The following is a 19,266-nucleotide window of genomic DNA, read 5'->3' as shown; positions in this document are numbered from 1 at the left end:
ATGTCCGGTTACGGGACGGACTACTTCTTGCCCGGCTTCTTCTTGCCGGCGATCGCGCGACGCGGGCCCTTGCGGGTACGCGCGTTGGTGTGGGTGCGCTGGCCGCGGACCGGCAGGCCACGGCGGTGACGCAGACCCTCGTAGCAGCCGATCTCGACCTTGCGGCGGATGTCGGCGGCCACCTCACGGCGGAGGTCACCCTCGACCGTGTAGTTGGCGTCGATGTACTGGCTCAGCTTGACCAGGTCTTCCTCGGTGATGTCGCGAACGCGGACATCCGGGTTGACGCCGGTCTCGGCGAGGGTCTGCTGGGCGCGGGTACGGCCGATGCCGTACACGTACGTAAGGGCGATCTCGATCCGCTTCTCACGGGGGAGATCAACGCCGGCGAGGCGTGCCATTCAAGGCTCCTGTTGTTCTTCAGAGGTCTGACGAGCCACCTACTCCGACACCTCACGGTGAGGGAGCCCCGGCCTCTGACCGGGGGCGGCAGTCCGTCCGCGGGGGACGGATCGGGTGACCCGCGTATGACGTTTTCGCGTCGCGCGAAGTACTACGAGAAATGCGGGAGGGAGATCAGCCCTGGCGCTGCTTGTGGCGCAGGTTGTCGCAGATCACCATGACCCGGCCGTGACGGCGGATCACCTTGCACTTGTCGCAGATCTTCTTGACGCTCGGCTTGACCTTCATGTTCAGGTTCTCCGGGTCTAGATCTGACGTTCTTACTTGTAGCGGTAGACGATCCGGCCGCGCGTGAGGTCGTAGGGGCTGAGCTCCACGACGACCCGGTCGTCCGGCAGGATGCGGATGTAGTGCATGCGCATCTTGCCACTGATGTGCGCGAGGACCTTGTGACCGTTCTGCAGCTCGACCTTGAACATCGCGTTCGGAAGAGACTCGATCACGGTGCCCTCGATCTCAATGGCGCCTTGCTTCTTAGCCATGAACTGCGAGATCCACCTTCCGGGACCGGCTACCGTATGCGGAACGCTCGTGCGAACCTGGGTTCACCCCGCCCCCGAGGGGAAGAGGGCGTGCTGAAGCACGCTACGAGTGAGCCGACGGTCCATCCTACGCCAGCGCGTCCCGCGGGCCAAAACGGGGGTACCGGAAGGAGTCCGCCGTCACACCGGCCCCGTCAGGCCCCGGTGGAGAAGGTCAGCGGCTCGACGTGGGCGGTGCAGGCCGAGCAGCGGCGGGCGGCCTCGGGTATCTCGGTCAGGCACTCGGGGCAGGGGCGCTTCGCGGGCTTCGGCTTCTTCGGCAGGTAACGCTCGGTGGCCTTGGTGATCGGCAGCACGACGCAGAAGTACAGCACCGCGGCGGTCATCAGGAACGCGATCAGCACGTTCAGGAACTGGCCGTACGGGAACTTCACCCCGCCGATCTCCGCCGTGTACGAGCTGAAGTCGCCGGCCGCACCGACCACCACGCCGACCAGCGGGGTGAGGAAGGCGGACACGAAGCCGGTCACCACCGCCGTGAACGCGGCACCGATGACCACACCGACCGCCATGTCGACGACGTTGCCGCGCATCATGAATTCGCGGAATCCCTTGAGCACTGCGCTCTCCTGCTCGCTCGTAAGCCATTGGGCCAGAAACTGCCACTGCCAGCCGTTAAAAATAGGACAAAAGCCCTGGAGGTCCAAACCTCCAGGGCTCTGATCCCTTGTCAGCAGCGGCAGTTGACCGCCCGGCCGCTACGCCAGCGGGTCCGGAGCTGCGGTGATGCCCAGCTTGGCGAGCTCGGCCCTGCCGCCGTCGAAGGCGGTCAGCACCAGCGGGCCCTCCTCGGTGACGGCCACCGAGTGCTCCCAGTGCGCGGCCCAGGTGCCGTCGTTGGTGACGACCGTCCAGTCGTCCTCCAGCACCGCGGTGTGCGGGGTGCCCAGCGAGACCATCGGCTCGATCGCCAGCACGGTGCCCGGGACCAGCTTCGGGCCCTTGCCGCGGCCGCGCTCGACGTAGTTCAGCACGTGCGGCTCCATGTGCATCGCGGTGCCGATGCCGTGGCCGCCGTAGCCCTCGGTGATGCCCCACTTGCCCTTGGGCGGCAGCGGCTGGCGCCGGATGTAGCCCTCGATCGCCTTGGAGACGTCCACCAGGCGGTTGTTCTTCTTCATCTGGGCGATGCCGGCCCACATCGAGCCCTCGGTCACCCGGCTGAGCATCTCGACCTCGGGGCGGACCTCGCCGACGGCGACCGTGATCGCCGAGTCGCCGTGCCAGCCGTCCAGGATGGCACCGCAGTCGATCGAGATGATGTCGCCCTCCTGCAGCACCCGCTCGCCCGGGATGCCGTGCACGACCTCGTTGTTCACCGAGGCGCAGATCACGCCCGGGAACCACAGGCCGCCGTGGTGGGCCCGGAAGTTCGAGGTGGCGCCGTGGTCGGTGATGACCTTGTCGGCGATGTCGTTGAGCTCCTGGGTGGTCACCCCGGGAGCGACCGCCTCGCGACAGGCCTTGAGCGCCTCGGCGACGACCAGCCCGGCCGCCCGCATCTTCGCGATCTGCTCGGGGGTCTTGATCTCCACCATCAGGTCACGCCTTCCAAGTCCGGATTACCACTGCCTACCACCGTACGACGTCGAAAACGGCCGGGCCGCCCGCTCCACGGGCGACCCGGCCGTCACGCGTACCTCGCTGAGGGACCTCAGCCGTTCTGCTTCAACGCCTCGATCGCGCGCTGGGTGACCTCGTCCACCTTGCCGAGGGCCGAGATCGTCGCCACCAGGCCCTGCTGGACGTAGTAGTCGATGATCGGCTCGGTCTCCGTGTGGTAGACCTCCAGGCGCGTGCGCACCTTCTCCTCGGTGTCGTCCGAGCGCTGGTACAGCTCGCCGCCGCACTCGTCGCAGACGCCCTCGACCTTCGGCGGGTTGTAGTCCACGTGGAACACGTGGCCCCCGTCGTTGCGGCACAGGCGGCGGCCGGCGATCCGGCGGACGACCTCGTCCTCGGGGACCTCCAGGTCCAGCACGCCGTCCAGCTTGATGCCCTGCTCGGTGAGGAACTCGTCGAGCGCCTTGGCCTGGCCCAGGTTGCGGGGGAAGCCGTCGAGCAGGAAGCCGTTGGCCGCGTCGGCCTGCAGCATGCGGTCCTTGGCCATCCCGATGGTGACCTCATCCGGCACCAGGCGACCCGCGTCCATGTAGCTCTTGGCCTCGAGCCCCAGCGGGGTGCCCTGGCCGATGTTGGCGCGGAACAGGTCTCCGGTGGAGATGTGGGGGATGGACAGGGTCTTGGCGAGCAGGTGCGCCTGAGTACCCTTCCCGGCCCCGGGAGGACCAACGAGGACGATACGCATCAGCGGAGGAACCCTTCGTAATTGCGCTGCTGGAGCTGGCTCTCGATCTGCTTCACAGTTTCGAGTCCGACGCCGACGACGATGAGCACGCTGGTGCCGCCGAACGGGAAGTTGGTCTGCTGTCCGAAGGCGACCAGGGCGATCATCGGGATCAACGCGATCAGGCCCAGGTAGAGCGAACCCGGCCACGTGATTCGGGTCAGCACGTAGTTCAGGTACTCGGCCGTCGGGCGGCCGGCCCGGATGCCCGGGATGAAGCCACCATACTTCTTCATATTGTCGGCAACTTCTTCGGGGTTGAAGGAGATGGCGACGTAGAAGAAGGCGAAGAAGACGATCAGCAGGAAGTAGGTGGCCATGTAGATCGGGTGGTCACCCTTGACGAAGTTCTGCTTGATCCACGCCGCCCAGCCCGACTGGCTGTTGGTCAGCTGGACCACCAGCGCCGGGATGTACAGCAGCGACGAGGCGAAGATGACCGGGATGACACCGGCCTGGTTCACCTTGAGCGGGATGTAGGTCGAGGTGCCCCCGAAGGCCCGGCGGCCGATCATCCGCTTCGCGTACTGGACCGGGATCCGGCGCTGCGCCTGCTCGACGAAGATGACCAGCATCACAACGATGATGCCGACCGCGACCACGGAGAGGAACTCGACCCAGCCGCCGCCGATGGTGCCCGACTGCTTGATGGCCCACATCGAGGTCGGGAACTGCGCGGCGATCGAGGTGAAGATCAGCAGCGACATGCCGTTGCCGATGCCGCGGTCCGTGATCAGCTCGCCCAGCCACATGATGACCGTGGTGCCGGCCGTCATCGTGAGCACCATGACGGCGATCCGGAACACCGAGGTGTCCGGCACGATCTGGTTGGCCACCGGGCAGCCGGAGAACAGCGCACCGCTGGAGGCCGTCGCGACGATGCCGGTGCCCTGGAGCACGGCGAGCGCGATGGTCAGGTAGCGGGTGTACTGGGTGATCTTCGCGGTGCCGGCCTGGCCCTCCTTCTTCAACGCCTCCAGTCGCGGGATCACGACGGTGAGGAGCTGGAGGATGATGCTCGCGGTGATGTACGGCATGATGCCGAGCGCGAAGATCGTCAGCTGGAGGAGCGCGCCACCGCTGAACAGGTTGACGAGTCCGAAGAGCCCGGTCTTGCTGGTCTGAGTCACACAGACGTTGACGGCCTTGAAGTCAACGCCCGGAATCGGAATGTGCGAGCCCAGCCGGAACAGCACCATGATGCCCAGCGTGAACAGCAGCTTCTTGCGCAGGTCGGGCGTCTGGAACGCCCGCGCGAACGCACTGAGCACGGTGCCTCCTGCGCCTCCCGCACGTCGTCGGCGGGAGGGTCGGTCCTGGTGGCCGGTCTGGCCCTGGGTGGTTTGCCACTTCAACATGCCGAGCCGACACGTCGACCCGACGGACTCTAACAGCATGTGGCCACTTCCCAGTAGCAGAGCAGCCCTCCGATAGACCCGCCCAGGCGGCTCCGGAGAGGGGTCGATGCCCGCCTCGGCCGTTCAGGCGAACGATTTGCCCACCCTTGCCACTCACGCCCCAGCAGTCACAATGCGATGGCATACCGATACATAGGGTAGCGGTCGCGGCAATCCGGACCATGCGCACGCATTCCGAAATCTCTGACCAAAGAACTAATTAAAGCGATCGACGAGGGATGCATGCCTATTGATTGAGTTTCTCCAAAATGCACATGAGCACCCTCTTTAAATCCCTTGCCGGAGCACGTCAAGGCCGCTAGAGTTCATTTCGTTCGCAAATCTTTCAGCGGACCAGTGGGGTGCTGATCAGTTGCTTGAGTCAGCTCCTTTGGCACATTCTCGCAGGTCAGAACCGGGAGGGGATCGAAGTGGACACGAAGCGGACGATGAAGTTGGGAATGAGTATTGCGGCAACTGCAATGCTGCTTCTCGGTACGGCGACCACTGCCTCGGCAGTCGAAACCGGCTCCGTCACCTGGCAAAGCGTCAAGCAGGGCGGCCAGTGCCTCACCTGGGATGTCAACTACATCAACGACATCCCGAACTGGGTGGGACTCGACGGCTGCGGCTCCCACCGCGGCTGGATCACCTGGAACGACAACGATCTCGGGAACGGATACTGGCAGGAGAAGGCCAACGGCAGGAACGCCTGTCTCGACAGCAACGACCACGGCGACGGCAGCGGCAGTGTCTACATCGGCAACTGCACCAACAACAACGCGTACCAGCAGTGGTCCGAGCAGCACTTCAACAACGGATGGCGACTGGTCAACCACGCCACCGGCCTCTGCCTCGACTCCAACAACCCCGGCCAGCCGCTGTACACGTACGTGTGCACCGATGGCAACCCGTACCAGCTCTGGAGCTGAGCCGAACACTGACACCAGCCCGGTCGACTAGTCCGGGCCGCTCCACGGCCGCGCACTGATGCCTGTGGCCTCTGCCGAGTAATGGCAGAGGCCACAGGCATCAAACATTTGGCCATGCCCATGAAGATCCGAACCAGGACTTCCGTCGGTACCGGCTGATTTCGGCCCCGGAGTGAAAGCCGGGGTAAAAGCACGAGCCCCGCACCTCCCGAAGGAGGTGCGGGGCTCGAAGCCGGTTGTCGGCGGGTTCAGCGGGCTCAGACGAGCTCGGTGACCGTACCGCCGGCGGCCTTGATCTTCTCGGCGGCCGAGCCGGAGACGGCGTCGACCGTCACCTGCAGCGCAACCGAGACCTCGCCGGTGCCGAGCACCTTGACGAGGGAGTTCTTGCGAACCGCGCCCTTCGCGACCAGGTCCTCGACCGTGACCTCGCCACCCTGCGGGTAGAGCTCGGCCAGCTTGTCGAGGTTGACGACCTGGAACGTGATCTTGAACGGGTTCTTGAAGCCCTTCAGCTTCGGCAGACGCATGTGGAGCGGCATCTGGCCACCCTCGAAGCGCTGCGGAACCTGGTAGCGGGCCTTGGTGCCCTTGGTACCACGACCGGCGGTCTTACCCTTGGAGCCCTCACCACGACCCACACGGATCTTGTCGGTCTTGGCACCCGGGGCGGGACGCAGGTTGTGGATCTTGATCGGGTTGTCGCCCATGATCAGTCCACCTCCTCAACCGTCACCAGGTGACGGACCGTGTGGGCCATCCCGCGGATCTCGGGACGGTCCTCCTTGACCACCACGTCGTGCATGCGCTTGAGACCAAGCGAACGCAGGGTGTCACGGTGGTTCTGCTTGCTGCCGATGTACGACTTGGTCTGCGTGATCTTCAGGCGAGCCATCAGGCGCTCACCCCAGCAGCACGAGCCCGCAGCAGGGCGGCGGGGGCCACGTCCTCCAGCGGCAGGCCACGGCGCGCGGCGATCTCCTCGGGGCGAACGAGGCCCTTCAGAGCAGCCACGGTGGCGTGCACGATGTTGATCGCGTTGTCCGAGCCGAGCGACTTCGACAGGATGTCGTGGATGCCGGCGCACTCCAGGACGGCGCGCACCGGACCACCGGCGATAACACCGGTACCGGGGGCGGCGGGCTTGAGCAGCACGACGCCGGCGGCCTTCTCACCCTGGATGGGGTGCGGGATGGTGCCCTGGATACGGGGGACCTTGAAGAAGTTCTTCTTGGCCTCCTCGACACCCTTCGCGATGGCGGCCGGAACCTCCTTCGCCTTGCCGTAACCGACACCCACGGTGCCCTCGCCATCGCCCACCACGACGAGCGCGGTGAAGCTGAAGCGACGGCCACCCTTGACAACCTTGGCGACACGGTTGATCGCGACGACGCGCTCGACGTAAGCGGTCTTCTCGACGGCCTGGGCGTTGCCCTGACCGTCACGCTTACGGTCGCGCCGCTCGCCACCCGTGCCGCGACCGGCGCCGCCTTCGCGGCGCTGGGGTCCAGCCATTGGAATTACCTCTCTCGTTTACGTCCGTCGACAGAGTCGACGAGCGGCTTAGAAGTCGAGCCCGGCCTCGCGGGCCGCGTCCGCCAGGGCGGCGATGCGGCCGGCGTACCGGTTGCCCGCGCGGTCGAAGACGACCGACTCGATGCCGGCGGCCTTGGCGCGCTCGGCGACCAGGCTCCCGACCTTCTTGGCCAGCTCGGTCTTGTCGCCCTCGGCGCCCTTGATGGACACGTCGAGGGTGGACGCCGACGCCAGGGTGTGACCCTTGGCGTCGTCGATGACCTGGGCGACCATGTGACGGTTCGAGCGCGTCACGACGAGGCGCGGACGCACCTCGGTGCCGACGACGCGCTTGCGAACGCGGATCGCGCGGCGCTTGCGAGCGGCGCTCTTGTAGGCGTTGCCCTTGCCGATCTTGACAGAGACACTCATCGCTTACTTACCACTCTTTCCGACCTTGCGGCGGATGACCTCGCCCGCGTACTTGACACCCTTGGCCTTGTACGGGTCCGGCTTGCGCAGCTTGCGGATGTTCGCGGCGATCTCGCCGACCTTCTGCTTGTCGATGCCGTCCACGTGGAACTTGGTGGCCGACTCGACGACGAAGGAGATGCCCTCCGGCGCGGTGATCAGGATCGGGTGGCTGTAGCCCAGCGCGAACTCCATGTCGGAGCCCTTCGCCGTGACTCGGTAGCCGACACCGCTGATCTCCAGCGACTTGCGGTAGCCCGCGGTCACGCCGGTGATCATGTTCGCCACCAGCGTGCGGGTCAGGCCGTGCAGGGCCTTCGAGCGACGCTCGTCGTTCGGGCGGGTGACGAGCACGGTGCCGTCCTCACCCTTGCCGATCTCGATCGGCTCAGCGACGACGTGGGTGAGGGAGCCCTTGGGGCCCTTCACCGAGACCGTCTGGCCATCGATGGTGACGTCCACGCCAGCGGGGACCTGGATGGGCAGCCGTCCAATGCGCGACATTGCTGTACCTCCGTTTCCCGAATTACCAGACGTAGGCGAGAACTTCTCCGCCTACGCCCTTCTTGGCGGCCTGCTTGTCGGTCAGGAGGCCGGAGGACGTGGAGATGATCGCCACGCCCAGGCCGCCGAGAACCTTCGGCAGGTTGGTGGACTTTGCGTAAACGCGCAGACCCGGCTTGCTGATGCGCTTGATGCCGGCGATGGAGCGCTCACGGTTGGGGCCGAACTTGAGCTCGATGGTCAGCTTCTTGCCGACCTCGCCCTCGACGGGCTCCTCAACCTTGTAGGAGGAGATGTACCCCTCCTGCTGCAGGATCTGGGCGACGTGCGCCTTGATCTTGCTGGCCGGCATCGCCACGGTGTCGTGGTACGCCGAGTTCGCGTTACGCAGACGCGTGAGCATGTCTGCGATGGGGTCGGTCATGGTCATGATGGCCTCAGGCCTCTCTCGCCGTGGTTTCTCCGCACCAGGTCCCCCCGCCGCACTCGGAACGAGTGCGTCAGGGGCACAAGCGCAGGGGACCTACGACGTAGTAAGACTGGGTGCGAGCCCTTCCAGAAAGGGCCACGGACATCCATGGGGAAGCCGCGGCAGGGGGCCCGACCCCACAACCTTACGGGAATCCGTACGGGAGCCCAAAACGGGCCGATGTGGGGTCGGGCACCTCTGCGTCGCTGGCGGTACCTGAAACTCCGGGGTTACCAGGAGCTCTTGGTCACGCCCGGCAGCTCGCCGCGGTGCGCCATCTCACGGAGGCAGACACGGCACAGGCCGAACTTGCGGTACACCGAGTGCGGACGGCCGCAGCGCTGGCACCGGGTGTAGGCCCGGACGCCGAACTTCGGCTTACGCTCGGACTTCGCGATGAGGGACTTCTTCGCCATTGGCTCACGCCTCCTTGAACGGGAAGCCCAGAGCGCGCAGGAGCGCCCGGCCCTCGTCGTCGGTCTGAGCGGTGGTCACGACGGTGATGTCCATACCGCGCTGACGGTCGACCTTGTCCTGGTCGATCTCGTGGAACATAACCTGCTCGGTCAGACCGAACGTGTAGTTGCCACGGCCGTCGAACTGCTTCGGGGAGAGGCCACGGAAGTCACGGATTCGCGGCAGGGCCAGCGAAACCAGACGGTCCAGGAACTCCCACATGCGGTCACCACGGAGGGTGACGTGGGTGCCGATCGGCTGGCCCTCGCGCAGCTTGAACTGCGCGATGGACTTGCGAGCCTTGGTCACGGCCGGCTTCTGACCGGTGATCGCGGTCAGGTCGCGGATCGCGCCCTCGATCAGCTTGCTGTCACGGGCGGCCTCGCCGACACCCATGTTGACCACGACCTTGACCAGGCCGGGGATCAGCATGACGTTCTCGTACGAGAACTGCTCCTGCAGCTGGCCCTTGATCTCGGAGTTGTAACGCTCCTTGAGGCGGGGGGCCACCTTCTCAACAGTCGTCTCAGACATCAGATGTCCTCACCGGTCCGCTTGGCAACGCGGATCTTGTTGCCCTGGTCGTCGAAGCGGTAACCGACGCGGGTGACGACCTTCTTGCCGTCCTTCTCCACGACCAGCTGGACGTTGGAGACGTGCACCGGGGCCTCGACGGTCACGATGCCACCCTGGGTACCCGGACCCGGCTTGGTGTGCTTCTTGACCCGGTTGACACCCTCGACCAGGACCTTGTTCTCAGCCGGCATGGCCTGGATGACCTTGCCCTGCTTGCCCTTGTCCTTGCCGGTGATGACCTGGACCAGGTCACCCTTCTTGATCTTCATGCTGTTCGCCATGGGTTAGAGCACCTCCGGCGCCAGCGAGATGATCTTCATGAACTTCTTGTCGCGCAGCTCGCGGCCGACCGGGCCGAAGATACGGGTGCCACGGGGGTCACCATCGGTGTTCTTCAGCACGACAGCGGCGTTCTCGTCGAAACGGATGTACGAGCCATCCGGACGGCGGCGCTCCTTGACGGTGCGGACGACGACGCACTTGACGACGTCACCCTTCTTCACCGAACCACCGGGGATCGCGTCCTTGACGGTCGCGACGATGACGTCCCCGATGCCGGCGTAGCGGCGACCGGAGCCACCGAGAACACGGATGCAAAGGATCTCCTTGGCACCAGTGTTGTCGGCAACACGCAGTCGCGACTCCTGCTGGATCACAGCTTTCTCCTGATCGTCAACGAGAGTCGACGGGCCGGCCGCTGCTCACACCGGCGTCCCAGCGGGACCCTGTGCACATACGGCCGTACCTCATCGGCTTCGTTACTTGGCCTTCTCGAGGATCTCGACGACGCGCCAGCGCTTGGACGCGGACAGCGGGCGGGTCTCCGCGAGGAGGACCCGGTCGCCGACACCGCAAGCGTTCTGCTCGTCGTGCGCCTTCAGCTTGTTCGTACGGCGGATGACCTTGCCGTACAGAGCGTGCTTGACGCGGTCCTCGACGGCGACGACGACGGTCTTGTCCATCTTGTCGCTGACGACGAGACCCTCACGGGTCTTGCGGAAACCGCGCGTCTCGTTGGTGTTCTCAGTCATCAGGCGTTCTCCACCGTCTCGATGCCCAGCTCGCGCTCGCGCATCAGGGTGTAGATCCGCGCGATGTCCTTACGGACGAGCTTGAGCCGTCCGTGGTTGTCGAGCTGCCCGGTCGCCGCCTGGAAGCGGAGGTTGAACAGCTCCTCCTTGGCCTCGCGCAGCTTGGCAACGAGACCCTCGTTGTCCAGCGAGCGAAGCTCAGCAGCCTTGGTAGCGGCCGACATCAGCTCTCACCGTCCTCGCGCCGGACGATCCGGCACTTCATCGGCAGCTTGTGCGCGGCGCGGGTGAGCGCCTCGCGAGCAACCTTCTCGTTCGGGTACGACAGCTCGAACATGACCCGACCCGGGTGCACGTTCGCGATCCACCACTCCGGCGAACCCTTACCGGAACCCATGCGGGTCTCGGCCGGCTTCTTGGTGAGCGGGCGGTCCGGGTAGATGTTGATCCAGACCTTGCCGCCACGACGGATGTGACGGGTGATCGCGATACGAGCGGACTCGATCTGACGGTTCGTCACGTAGGCCGGGGTCACGGCCTGGATGCCGAACTGGCCGAACGCCAGCTCGGTGCCACCCTTGGCAGCGCCGCGACGCTTGGGGTGGTGCTGCTTGCGGTGCTTGACCCGACGGGGGATCAGCATTGGGGTCAGGCCTCCGTTCCGGTGTTCTCAGCAGCCGGAGCCTCGACGGCCGCGGCCGCGGGGGCCTCGGCAGCGGCGGGACGACGGCCACGGCCACCGCGCTCGCCACCACGGCGCTCGCCACCGCGGGCGGGACGACCACCCTCGGGACGGGCCGGGCGGTTGCCCGAGCGGGCAGCGGCGTTCTCAGCGCGGACCTCGGCGATGTTCTTGACGTCGCCCTTGTAGATCCAGACCTTCACGCCGATGCGGCCGAAGGTGGTCTTGGCCTCGAAGAAGCCGTAGTCGACGTTCGCACGCAGGGTGTGCAGCGGCACGCGACCCTCGCGGTAGAACTCCGAACGGCTCATCTCGGCGCCGCCGAGACGACCGGAGCACTGGACCTTGATGCCCTTGGCGCCGGACTTCATGGTGCCCTGCATCGACTTGCGCATGGCACGACGGAAGGAGACGCGGGAGGACAGCTGCTCCGCGACGCCCTGAGCCACGAGCTGGGCGTCCAGCTCGGGGTTCTTGACCTCGAGGATGTTCAGCTGGACCTGCTTGCCGGTCAGCTTCTCGAGGTCGCCGCGGATGCGGTCGGCCTCGGTGCCACGGCGACCGATGACGATGCCGGGGCGGGCGGTGTGGATGTCGACGCGGACGCGGTCGCGGGTGCGCTCGATCTCAACCTTCGAGATGCCGGCGCGCTCCATGCCCTTCGTCATCATGCGACGAATGGCAACGTCTTCCTTGACGTAGTCCTTGTACAGCTTGTCGGCGTACCAGCGGGACTTGAAGTCCGTGCTGATGCCGAGGCGGAACCCGTGCGGGTTAACCTTCTGGCCCATTACCGGGTCCCTTCCTTGCTGCTGACGACCACGGTGATGTGGCTGGTCCGCTTGCGGATCCGGTAGGCGCGGCCCTGGGCACGCGGACGGAACCGCTTCAGGGTCGGGCCCTCGTCAACGTACGCCTCGGAGATGTAGAGGTCGTCCACGTTGGAGTGGTTGTAGTTGTGCGCGGCGTTGGCAATGGCGCTGTCGAGCACCTTGCCGACCGGCACGGTGGCTGCCTGCGGAGCGAAACGCAGGACGGCCTGGGCCTCCGTGGCATTCATGCCACGGATGAGGTCCACCACGCGGCGGGCCTTCATGGGCGTCACGCGGATGTACCGCGCCTGTGCCCTGGCTTCCATGGTTGTCCCCTTAATGGAGTAAGTCATTGAGTCTTTTTGGCGCGCAAGCTCAGCCCGTGGCCAGAGGCCACTGATGGGCTCTCTAGCGACGCTTCGACTTCCGGTCTTCCTTCACGTGGCCACGGAAGGTGCGGGTCGGAGCGAACTCGCCGAGCTTGTGGCCGACCATCGACTCGGTGACGAACACCGGGACGTGCTTACGGCCATCGTGAACCGCGATCGTGTGGCCGAGCATGCTCGGGGAGATCACGGAACGACGGGACCAGGTCTTGATGACGTTCTGAGTACCCGCCTCGTTCTGAGCGTCCACCTTCTTGATGAGGTGGCCGTCGATGAAGGGGCCCTTCTTAAGACTGCGCGGCATCTGACCTGCTCCTAGCGCTTCTTGTTGGTCTTGCGGCGGCGCACGATGAGCTTGTCCGACGCCTTGTTCGGGCGACGGGTGCGGCCCTCGGGCTTACCCCACGGCGAGACCGGGTGGCGACCACCGGAGGTCTTACCCTCACCACCACCGTGCGGGTGGTCGATCGGGTTCATGGCCACACCACGCACGGTCGGGCGGACGCCCTTCCAGCGCATACGGCCGGCCTTGCCCCAGTTGATGTTCGACTGCTCGGCGTTGCCGACCTCGCCGACGGTGGCGCGGCAGCGCGCGTCCACCAGGCGGATCTCACCGGAGGGCATGCGCAGGTGCGCCATCTTGCCCTCACGCGCCAGCAGCTGGATGCCGGAACCGGCGGAGCGGGCCAGCTTGGCACCGCCACCGGGACGCAGCTCCACCGCGTGGATGGTGGTACCGACCGGGATGTTGCGCAGCGGCAGGTTGTTGCCCGGCTTGATGTCGGCGCCAGCGCCGTTCTCGATCCGGTCGCCCTGCGTGATGCCGCGCGGCGCGATGATGTAGCGCTTCTCGCCGTCCGCGTAGTGCAGGAGCGCGATGCGCGCGGTGCGGTTCGGGTCGTACTCGATGTGCGCGACCTTGGCCGGCACGCCGTCCTTGTCGTGACGACGGAAGTCGATCACGCGGTAGGCGCGCTTGTGACCGCCACCCTGGTGGCGAGCGGTGACACGACCGGCGTTGTTGCGGCCGCCCTTGCTGTGCAGCGGGCGAACCAGCGACTTCTCCGGGGTGGACCGCGTGATTTCTACGAAGTCGGCCACGCTGGAGCCACGACGGCCCGGCGTAGTCGGCTTGTACTTGCGGATGCCCATTTGGCTCTCTCGTCCTCGTCCTAATCGACGATCACGATCTCCTGTTTCAGGAGACCGGACCACCGAAGATGTCGATGCGGTTGCCCTCGGCCAGCGTCACGATGGCGCGCTTGGTGTCCTTGCGCTTGCCAAAGCCCGTCTTGGAGCGCTTGCGCTTGCCCTGACGGTTGATCGTGTTGACAGCCTCGACCTTGACCGAGAAGACCGCCTCGACGGCCTGCTTGATCTGGGTCTTGTTGGCGCCCGGCGACACGATGAACGTGTACTTGTTCTCGTCGAGGAGCGAGTAGCTCTTCTCCGAGATGACCGGCTTCACCAGGACGTCACGGGGGTCCGTGAACGTCTTGCTCGTAACGTCGCTCATCAGGCGGCGCTCCCTTCGAGCTCGCCCTCAGCGGCAACGGCCTTGGCGGACGCGGCCGGACCGGCCACGAAACGCTCGAAGGCGGCCTGGGTGAAGACCACATCGTCGGAGACGAGCACGTCGTAGGTGTTCAGCTGACCGGCGTCCAGGATGTGCACGTTCGGCAGGTTGCGAGCGGACTTGAGGCCCAGCTCGTCCGAGCGCTCGACGACCAGGAGGACGTTCTTGCGGTCGGTGATCTTGCCGAACAGGCCCTTGGCGGCCTTGGTCGACGGCGCCTCGGTCGCGGTCACGTCGGTGATGACGTGGATGCGGTTGTGGCGGGCCCGGTCGGTGAGCGCACCGCGCAGGGCGGCGGCGATCATCTTCTTCGGGGTCCGCTGCGAGTAGTCGCGCGGCACGGGACCGTGCACGACGCCACCGCCGGCGAACTGCGGCGCACGGGTCGAGCCCTGACGGGCGCGGCCGGTGCCCTTCTGGCGGTACGGCTTCTTGCCGCCACCGCGGACCTCGCCACGAGTCTTGGTCTTGTGGGTGCCCTGACGGGCCGCAGCGAGCTGCGCCACGACGACCTGGTGCATCAGCGGAACGCTGACCTTCGCGTCGAAGATCTCGGCCGGAAGCTCGAGGCTGCCGGTCTTGTCGCCAGCCGGCGACAGGATGTCAATGGTGCTCATTTCCTCACAGCCCCTTCGCCGCGGTGCGGACGAGGACGAGGCCGCCGTTCGGGCCCGGGACGGCGCCCTTGATGAGCAGCAGACCCTTCTCCGCGTCGACCGCGTGCACGGTCAGGTTCTGGGTGGTCACACGCTCGTGGCCCATCCGACCAGCCATGCGCAGGCCCTTGAACACACGGCCCGGGGTGGCGCAGCCACCGATGGAACCGGGCGAACGGTGCTTGCGCTGGGTGCCGTGACCGGCGCCGAGACCCTTGAAGTTGTGACGCTTCATGACACCGGCGAAGCCCTTGCCCTTGGAGGTGCCGGTCACGTCGACCTTGACACCCGCCTCGAACAGCTCCGCGGTGATCTCCTGGCCCAGGGTGTACTCGGACGCGTCCGAGGTACGGATCTCGACCAGGTGGCGGCGCGGGGTGACACCGGCCTTGGCGAAGTGGCCCGCGAGGGGCTTGTTCACCTTGCGGGGGTCGATCTCGCCGAAGCCGAGCTGCACGGCGCTGTAGCCGGCCGGGCTGTCGGCGGTGTGGACCTGGGTCACGACATTGGGCCCAGCCTTGACGACGGTCACCGGGACGACCCGGTTGTTCTCGTCCCAGACCTGGGTCATGCCGAGCTTCTCGCCCAGGATGCCCTTAATCTGCTTAGCCATCTTCGGTGCGCCTCTCAGAGCTTGATCTCGATGTCGACGCCAGCCGGCAGGTCGAGACGCATGAGCGAGTCAACCGTCTTCGGCGTGGGGTCGAGGATGTCGATCAGACGCTTGTGAGTACGCATCTCGAAGTGCTCGCGCGAGTCCTTGTACTTGTGCGGCGAGCGGATGACGCAGTACACGTTCTTCTCAGTGGGCAGCGGCACCGGGCCTGCGACCTGCGCACCAGTACGGATCACCGTCTCGACGATCTTCTTCGCCGAGGAGTCGATGACCTCGTGGTCGTAGGCCTTGAGCCGGATGCGGATCTTCTGTCCCGCCATGGCTACTCAGTAGTCCTTTGTCCTTAGTCACTGCACGACCCTCCTCCGACCCCCGCGCTCGGGCGTGTCGCTCTCGCGCTTGTAAAAAACCGGCGAAGTACTTCGTCGGTTTCAAACTTTCGGGGTGAGGGGTAGCCGGGTCGAGGCCCCGCACACGCTTCCCGGAAGATTCCCGTACTTTCGCCCCGCAGCTGCCGTGGCGTAGAACTCACGCTTGACGGCCATCACGGGAACGACGAGTACATGGGACTCGCTTCCGGTCCTCCCGGCGGGAGGCGCGCAGCATCGGCACTCAACCGAGCAACTTGGACATACTGCCACATGGAGCAGCCCGGATGCCAATCGGGGCCGGTGAGGCGTACCTCACCGGCCCCGATGGGGTGGAACCGCAGCTCAGCCCTTGCGCCAGAGCACCCAGCCGCGGTCCATGTTGTACTTCGCGACGTGCCAGCCCGGGAGCGGCTTCTGCCAGCTGGACTCCGGCTTGGTGCCCGGGTCCTTGGAGACGGTCAGCAGAATCGCGTTGGCCGACTCCGGCGGGGTGTTGCCGTTCTTCACGTTGCTGGTCCAGACCCGGCCCCAGTAGACCTCGAAGGCCAGCGACATCCGGCTGCCCCACTCGAGGTCCCAGTCCAGCACCACGTTGTCGCCCTTGCCCAGGCCGGCCTCCTTGGCCAGGCCGACGGCCTCGTACTTGCGGAACTTGGAGTGCGACTCGGCGATGTTGTTGGTGACGGTGACCGTCGCGTAGGCGGCGAAGACCGCCAGGCAGGCCACCACGGCCGCGACGATCCGGCGACCGCCGGCCACCCGCAGCAGCAGGCAGGCCGCGAGCACGGCGAGCGCACCGAAGGTCGTACGGCCCATGTGCAGGCCGTCGTAGGTCGAGGCGAGGAACTGGGCGTCCGGCACCGTCCACGGGATGATCCAGACGCCGAGCTTGCGGCCGGCGTACTCGGTGACGGCGAACCCGGTGATCCCGACGACCACCGTGCCGAGCGCGGCCAGCTGCAGCAGCCGGCGCTTCCCGGCCCGGAACAGCACGGCCAGGCCGACCACCATGAACACCGGCACCAGCACGGCGCAGTACCGGGCGTACACCCAGTTGTCGACGCGCTCGTTGTCCGCCAGGCCCGCGGCGGAGGCCAGCGCGGTGCCGCACAGCAGGGCGACCATGCAGAAGGACGCCACCCGCTCGGCCACCGGGGACCGGCGGTGGAACACCGCCACCAGGCACAGCACGAACGCGACCGCGCCGAGGCCGTAGGACGACGTGAAGAAGTACCAGAGCTCGCCGAGGGTGCGGACGATGATCGTGCCGGTGTACTTGCGATCCTCGAGGTTCTCGAAGACCTTGTTGCCGACGCCCGCCCCCGGCACGTCCTTGAACTGGGCCGTGACGAAGCCGTCCAGCAGCTTGGCGCCCAGGTAGGCCACCGCGAGCGCGCCGAGCCCGGCCAGCGAGGTGAGCCGCGGCGCCCAGCCGAGGGCGAGCACCACCAGCAGCGCCAGCGCGGTCAGCGCCACGACCACGCCGCCGCGGTCGTGGGTGGCCATCGAGTAGCCGGCGGCCAGGCTCATCGCGGCCGCGTACAGCGCGCGGCGGCGGGCCGATCCGGGCGAGAGCCAGCCGTGCATCGAGATCAGCCAGATCAGCAGGAGCACCGGGAGGACGGTGTCCGTCATCACGAACTGGGAGTAGAAGATCACCGGCGGCACCAGCGCGACGGCGGAGCCGGCCAGGAAGGCCTGCGGCCGGGACAGCCCGAGGCGGCGGGCCGCCGCGAAGGCCAGCGGGAAGACCAGCGCGTTGAGCACCGCGTTGATCACCATGATCAGGTGGTACGCGGTGTTCGGGTTGTCGGCTATCCGCAGGGCCGGCGAGATCAGCAGCGAGTAGCCGCCGGGGATGATCACGCCGGTGGGCATCTCGGAGGCGGGCTTGCCGGCCAGCACCCGCGCGATCGCGAGGTAGCCGTCCTCGTCCGCGTGCACCGACGGGTAGTAGTTGTGGATCGAGAGCGACAGCCGGAACGCCGTCTGCGCGAGGTAGCCGACCAGTACGGCCACCGGCCAGAACCAGCGGTGGGCGGCGAGGGCCCGGAGCCGCACGAGCGCGGCCGGCGGAGCCGCCGGCCCGGCGGTCCCGTTCCCGTCACCGCCCTCCTTCAATGTCCGCCCGTCGGTCGCATGGGCAGAATCGATCAGCGGCTGCACCGGGACACTTCCCTCGTTGTTGGAACCAGCACTTGTCATGTCTTTTTCACAGGTGCCCGCGAGTCGCCCACACGCACCCCCAGTCGTTGGATCGCACGGGAAGTCTGCCACGCGGCCCGGTGTGGAGTCATCGTGATCATCCGATGGACCAGGTGCGTACGAGTCGCCGTCGCCCGGCCGACCCGCATCCGCGGAACGGCCGCCGGCCCGCTGCCCTACCTTCCGGACAACGCGGAACCGACGGCCCGACGTTCAGCCCCGCTCCGTCGCGCAACGGGTCAGCTGCTGCGGACGGCCCGGCCGACCATGGCGCCGGCGTGGGCGAAGTCACCCGCGCCGAGGCGCCCGGCGGCGACCATCAGGGCGTGCAGCCGGGAGGAGAGGTGCAGGTCGGCCGAGCGGGCCGCGGCGTTCCAGCCCTTGGCGCGCAGCTCCTTGGCGATCAGCCCGTAGTACTGCAGCTCCTCGTCGAAGCGCTTGCCGTCCTTGACCCGGTTCGAGGAGTCGCTGGCCTGGTGGCGGCGGTAGCGGAACACCTCGCGCTCGTCGACCAGCAGGTTGCCGCCCTCCATCAGCATGTCGACCATGAACGCCAGGTCGTGCACGGCGTCGATGTCCGGGCGGTACGGGATCTTCGACAGCGCGGACTGCCGGTACAGCAGCGACGGGGTGTACAGCCAGTTCCCGGACAGCAGGCTCTTCACCGCGTCCTCGCCGCTGATCAGGCCGGCCTTGCGGGCCGGGGCGGCGATCCGGCGCTTGACCTTGTCACCGATGCCGAGCGCCGGCACCAGGTTCCCGTCGCTGTCCATCACCTTGACGCCCGGCTGGACCGCGATCGCCTTCGGGTCGGCCTTCATCCGCTCCAGGACGACGTCCAGGTAGTTCGGCTCCAGCAGGTCGTCGGCGCCCATCATCGAGACGAACTCGCGCTCGGCCAGGGTCGACGCCTTGTAGGTGTTGCCGTTGGGGCCCAGCCGCTCCTCGTTGCGGACGTAGCGGATCCGCTCGTCGTTCAGGCCCTCGATGTACTCCAGCGCCCGGTTGCCCGGGTACTGGTCGTCCACCACGGTCAGCCGCCAGTCCTGCTGGTGCTGCGCCCTGATGCTGTCGATGGTGGCGAACAGGTACTCCGGGTCTCCGTAGTACGGGATGACGAAATCGACGCTCATGGCGGCGCCGCACCTCCTGGTCCTGGATCACGCTTCGGTGCCGCCCGGCCGCGGCCGCCGGGCGGGTCAAGTCAACCAGCTTTTTCGAACGACCGCGTCGGCCGGGGTCGGCAGTGGCGGAGGGCCG

General features: G+C 66.6%; 31 protein-coding genes. 1 reads left to right on the top strand and 30 read right to left on the bottom strand.

The genetic code is table 11. The features are described 5' to 3' along the window. Positions 1–20: 20 nt before the first annotated feature. The 7 genes from rpsM to secY form a co-directional block, all read right to left on the bottom strand. Positions 21–401, bottom strand: coding sequence for a 30S ribosomal protein S13 (gene rpsM / locus ACIQWA_RS15255; RefSeq protein WP_030259703.1), 381 nt, complete (start codon positions 399–401; stop codon positions 21–23). A gap of 175 nt (positions 402–576) precedes the next feature. Further along, a complete protein-coding gene (gene rpmJ, locus ACIQWA_RS15250) occupies positions 577–690 on the bottom strand; it encodes a 50S ribosomal protein L36 (RefSeq protein WP_003956441.1) in 114 nt (37 codons plus the stop codon). A 32-nt stretch (positions 691–722) separates the two neighbouring features. After that, entirely contained in the window at positions 723–944 is a 222-nt protein-coding gene (gene infA, locus ACIQWA_RS15245) for a translation initiation factor IF-1 (protein WP_003956442.1), read from the bottom strand. Positions 945–1,138: 194 nt separating this feature from the next. Beyond that, entirely contained in the window at positions 1,139–1,564 is a 426-nt protein-coding gene (gene mscL / locus ACIQWA_RS15240) for a large conductance mechanosensitive channel protein MscL (protein ID WP_402482382.1), read from the bottom strand. Between the two features lie 138 nt (positions 1,565–1,702). Then, entirely contained in the window at positions 1,703–2,542 is an 840-nt protein-coding gene (gene map / locus ACIQWA_RS15235) for a type I methionyl aminopeptidase (RefSeq protein WP_360226273.1), read from the bottom strand. A gap of 116 nt (positions 2,543–2,658) precedes the next feature. Continuing rightward, the gene (locus tag ACIQWA_RS15230; RefSeq protein WP_360226270.1) at positions 2,659–3,312 is read right to left on the bottom strand and encodes an adenylate kinase; all 654 of its coding nucleotides are present in this window, start codon (positions 3,310–3,312) and stop codon (positions 2,659–2,661) included. After that, positions 3,312–4,622 (bottom strand): preprotein translocase subunit SecY, encoded by a 1,311-nt coding sequence (gene secY, locus ACIQWA_RS15225; protein WP_402482379.1) that lies wholly within the window; start codon positions 4,620–4,622, stop codon positions 3,312–3,314. The genes ACIQWA_RS15230 and secY overlap by 1 nt, the downstream gene beginning before the upstream one ends. Before the next feature lie 608 nt (positions 4,623–5,230). On the opposite strand from secY, the gene ACIQWA_RS15220 reads away from it, so the two are divergent. Next, entirely contained in the window at positions 5,231–5,680 is a 450-nt protein-coding gene (locus ACIQWA_RS15220; protein WP_402482377.1) for a ricin-type beta-trefoil lectin domain protein, read from the top strand. Positions 5,681–5,937: 257 nt separating this feature from the next. On the opposite strand, the gene rplO is transcribed toward ACIQWA_RS15220, so the two are convergent. The 23 genes from rplO to ACIQWA_RS15105 form a co-directional block, all read right to left on the bottom strand. Continuing rightward, on the bottom strand, positions 5,938–6,390 hold the full coding sequence (rplO, locus tag ACIQWA_RS15215) for a 50S ribosomal protein L15 (RefSeq protein WP_030280790.1): 453 nt from the start codon (positions 6,388–6,390) through the stop codon (positions 5,938–5,940). 2 nt (positions 6,391–6,392) lie between these two features. After that, entirely contained in the window at positions 6,393–6,575 is a 183-nt protein-coding gene (gene rpmD / locus ACIQWA_RS15210) for a 50S ribosomal protein L30 (RefSeq protein WP_030055835.1), read from the bottom strand. Next, complete coding sequence (gene rpsE, locus ACIQWA_RS15205) at positions 6,575–7,195, bottom strand: 30S ribosomal protein S5 (RefSeq protein WP_350503564.1); 621 nt, start codon at positions 7,193–7,195, stop codon at positions 6,575–6,577. Before rpsE ends, rpmD begins: the two co-directional genes overlap by 1 nt. Before the next feature lie 48 nt (positions 7,196–7,243). Beyond that, a complete protein-coding gene (gene rplR, locus ACIQWA_RS15200) occupies positions 7,244–7,627 on the bottom strand; it encodes a 50S ribosomal protein L18 (protein WP_030280785.1) in 384 nt (127 codons plus the stop codon). A gap of 3 nt (positions 7,628–7,630) precedes the next feature. Then, positions 7,631–8,170 carry a 50S ribosomal protein L6 gene (gene rplF / locus ACIQWA_RS15195; protein ID WP_360226263.1) on the bottom strand — a complete coding sequence of 180 codons (540 nt, stop codon included), beginning with the start codon at positions 8,168–8,170 and terminating at the stop codon, positions 7,631–7,633. A 22-nt stretch (positions 8,171–8,192) separates the two neighbouring features. Beyond that, the gene (gene rpsH / locus ACIQWA_RS15190) at positions 8,193–8,600 is read right to left on the bottom strand and encodes a 30S ribosomal protein S8 (protein WP_030232489.1); all 408 of its coding nucleotides are present in this window, start codon (positions 8,598–8,600) and stop codon (positions 8,193–8,195) included. Positions 8,601–8,869: 269 nt separating this feature from the next. Continuing rightward, positions 8,870–9,055: a type Z 30S ribosomal protein S14 gene (locus ACIQWA_RS15185; protein WP_030055830.1), complete on the bottom strand. Its 186-nt coding sequence runs from the start codon at positions 9,053–9,055 to the stop codon at positions 8,870–8,872. Positions 9,056–9,059: 4 nt separating this feature from the next. Next, the gene (rplE, locus tag ACIQWA_RS15180; protein WP_030280779.1) at positions 9,060–9,629 is read right to left on the bottom strand and encodes a 50S ribosomal protein L5; all 570 of its coding nucleotides are present in this window, start codon (positions 9,627–9,629) and stop codon (positions 9,060–9,062) included. Then, positions 9,629–9,940: a 50S ribosomal protein L24 gene (gene rplX, locus ACIQWA_RS15175; protein ID WP_030263484.1), complete on the bottom strand. Its 312-nt coding sequence runs from the start codon at positions 9,938–9,940 to the stop codon at positions 9,629–9,631. Before rplX ends, rplE begins: the two co-directional genes overlap by 1 nt. Positions 9,941–9,955: 15 nt before the next feature. Further along, positions 9,956–10,327: a 50S ribosomal protein L14 gene (rplN, locus tag ACIQWA_RS15170; protein ID WP_030300391.1), complete on the bottom strand. Its 372-nt coding sequence runs from the start codon at positions 10,325–10,327 to the stop codon at positions 9,956–9,958. A 102-nt stretch (positions 10,328–10,429) separates the two neighbouring features. After that, complete coding sequence (rpsQ, locus tag ACIQWA_RS15165) at positions 10,430–10,702, bottom strand: 30S ribosomal protein S17 (protein WP_153460991.1); 273 nt, start codon at positions 10,700–10,702, stop codon at positions 10,430–10,432. Further along, positions 10,702–10,926 carry a 50S ribosomal protein L29 gene (gene rpmC / locus ACIQWA_RS15160; RefSeq protein WP_030232478.1) on the bottom strand — a complete coding sequence of 75 codons (225 nt, stop codon included), beginning with the start codon at positions 10,924–10,926 and terminating at the stop codon, positions 10,702–10,704. Before rpmC ends, rpsQ begins: the two co-directional genes overlap by 1 nt. Beyond that, positions 10,926–11,345 carry a 50S ribosomal protein L16 gene (gene rplP / locus ACIQWA_RS15155; protein WP_030232476.1) on the bottom strand — a complete coding sequence of 140 codons (420 nt, stop codon included), beginning with the start codon at positions 11,343–11,345 and terminating at the stop codon, positions 10,926–10,928. Before rplP ends, rpmC begins: the two co-directional genes overlap by 1 nt. A gap of 5 nt (positions 11,346–11,350) precedes the next feature. Beyond that, complete coding sequence (rpsC, locus tag ACIQWA_RS15150; RefSeq protein WP_030280775.1) at positions 11,351–12,175, bottom strand: 30S ribosomal protein S3; 825 nt, start codon at positions 12,173–12,175, stop codon at positions 11,351–11,353. After that, positions 12,175–12,522, bottom strand: coding sequence for a 50S ribosomal protein L22 (gene rplV / locus ACIQWA_RS15145; protein ID WP_030280773.1), 348 nt, complete (start codon positions 12,520–12,522; stop codon positions 12,175–12,177). The genes rpsC and rplV overlap by 1 nt, the downstream gene beginning before the upstream one ends. An 82-nt stretch (positions 12,523–12,604) precedes the next feature. After that, on the bottom strand, positions 12,605–12,886 hold the full coding sequence (rpsS, locus tag ACIQWA_RS15140; protein WP_030280772.1) for a 30S ribosomal protein S19: 282 nt from the start codon (positions 12,884–12,886) through the stop codon (positions 12,605–12,607). Positions 12,887–12,897: 11 nt separating this feature from the next. Then, positions 12,898–13,734 (bottom strand): 50S ribosomal protein L2, encoded by an 837-nt coding sequence (gene rplB, locus ACIQWA_RS15135; RefSeq protein ID WP_207810337.1) that lies wholly within the window; start codon positions 13,732–13,734, stop codon positions 12,898–12,900. A gap of 46 nt (positions 13,735–13,780) precedes the next feature. Then, the gene (gene rplW / locus ACIQWA_RS15130; protein ID WP_030280768.1) at positions 13,781–14,098 is read right to left on the bottom strand and encodes a 50S ribosomal protein L23; all 318 of its coding nucleotides are present in this window, start codon (positions 14,096–14,098) and stop codon (positions 13,781–13,783) included. After that, a complete protein-coding gene (gene rplD / locus ACIQWA_RS15125) occupies positions 14,098–14,775 on the bottom strand; it encodes a 50S ribosomal protein L4 (RefSeq protein WP_360226259.1) in 678 nt (225 codons plus the stop codon). Before rplD ends, rplW begins: the two co-directional genes overlap by 1 nt. A 4-nt stretch (positions 14,776–14,779) precedes the next feature. Then, entirely contained in the window at positions 14,780–15,427 is a 648-nt protein-coding gene (rplC, locus tag ACIQWA_RS15120) for a 50S ribosomal protein L3 (RefSeq protein ID WP_207810335.1), read from the bottom strand. A gap of 14 nt (positions 15,428–15,441) precedes the next feature. Further along, positions 15,442–15,750, bottom strand: coding sequence for a 30S ribosomal protein S10 (gene rpsJ, locus ACIQWA_RS15115; protein WP_012785157.1), 309 nt, complete (start codon positions 15,748–15,750; stop codon positions 15,442–15,444). A gap of 393 nt (positions 15,751–16,143) precedes the next feature. Beyond that, on the bottom strand, positions 16,144–17,967 hold the full coding sequence (locus tag ACIQWA_RS15110; RefSeq protein ID WP_402482372.1) for a hypothetical protein: 1,824 nt from the start codon (positions 17,965–17,967) through the stop codon (positions 16,144–16,146). A gap of 278 nt (positions 17,968–18,245) precedes the next feature. Next, positions 18,246–19,139 carry a glycosyltransferase gene (locus ACIQWA_RS15105; protein WP_360226253.1) on the bottom strand — a complete coding sequence of 298 codons (894 nt, stop codon included), beginning with the start codon at positions 19,137–19,139 and terminating at the stop codon, positions 18,246–18,248. Positions 19,140–19,266: the final 127 nt, after the last annotated feature.

The organism is Kitasatospora sp. NPDC098652 (assembly GCF_044760155.1).
Classification (GTDB): domain Bacteria; phylum Actinomycetota; class Actinomycetes; order Streptomycetales; family Streptomycetaceae; genus Kitasatospora.
The sequence above is the reverse complement of the archived record's forward strand: the minus strand, read 5'-3'. Positions and strand labels throughout refer to the sequence as shown.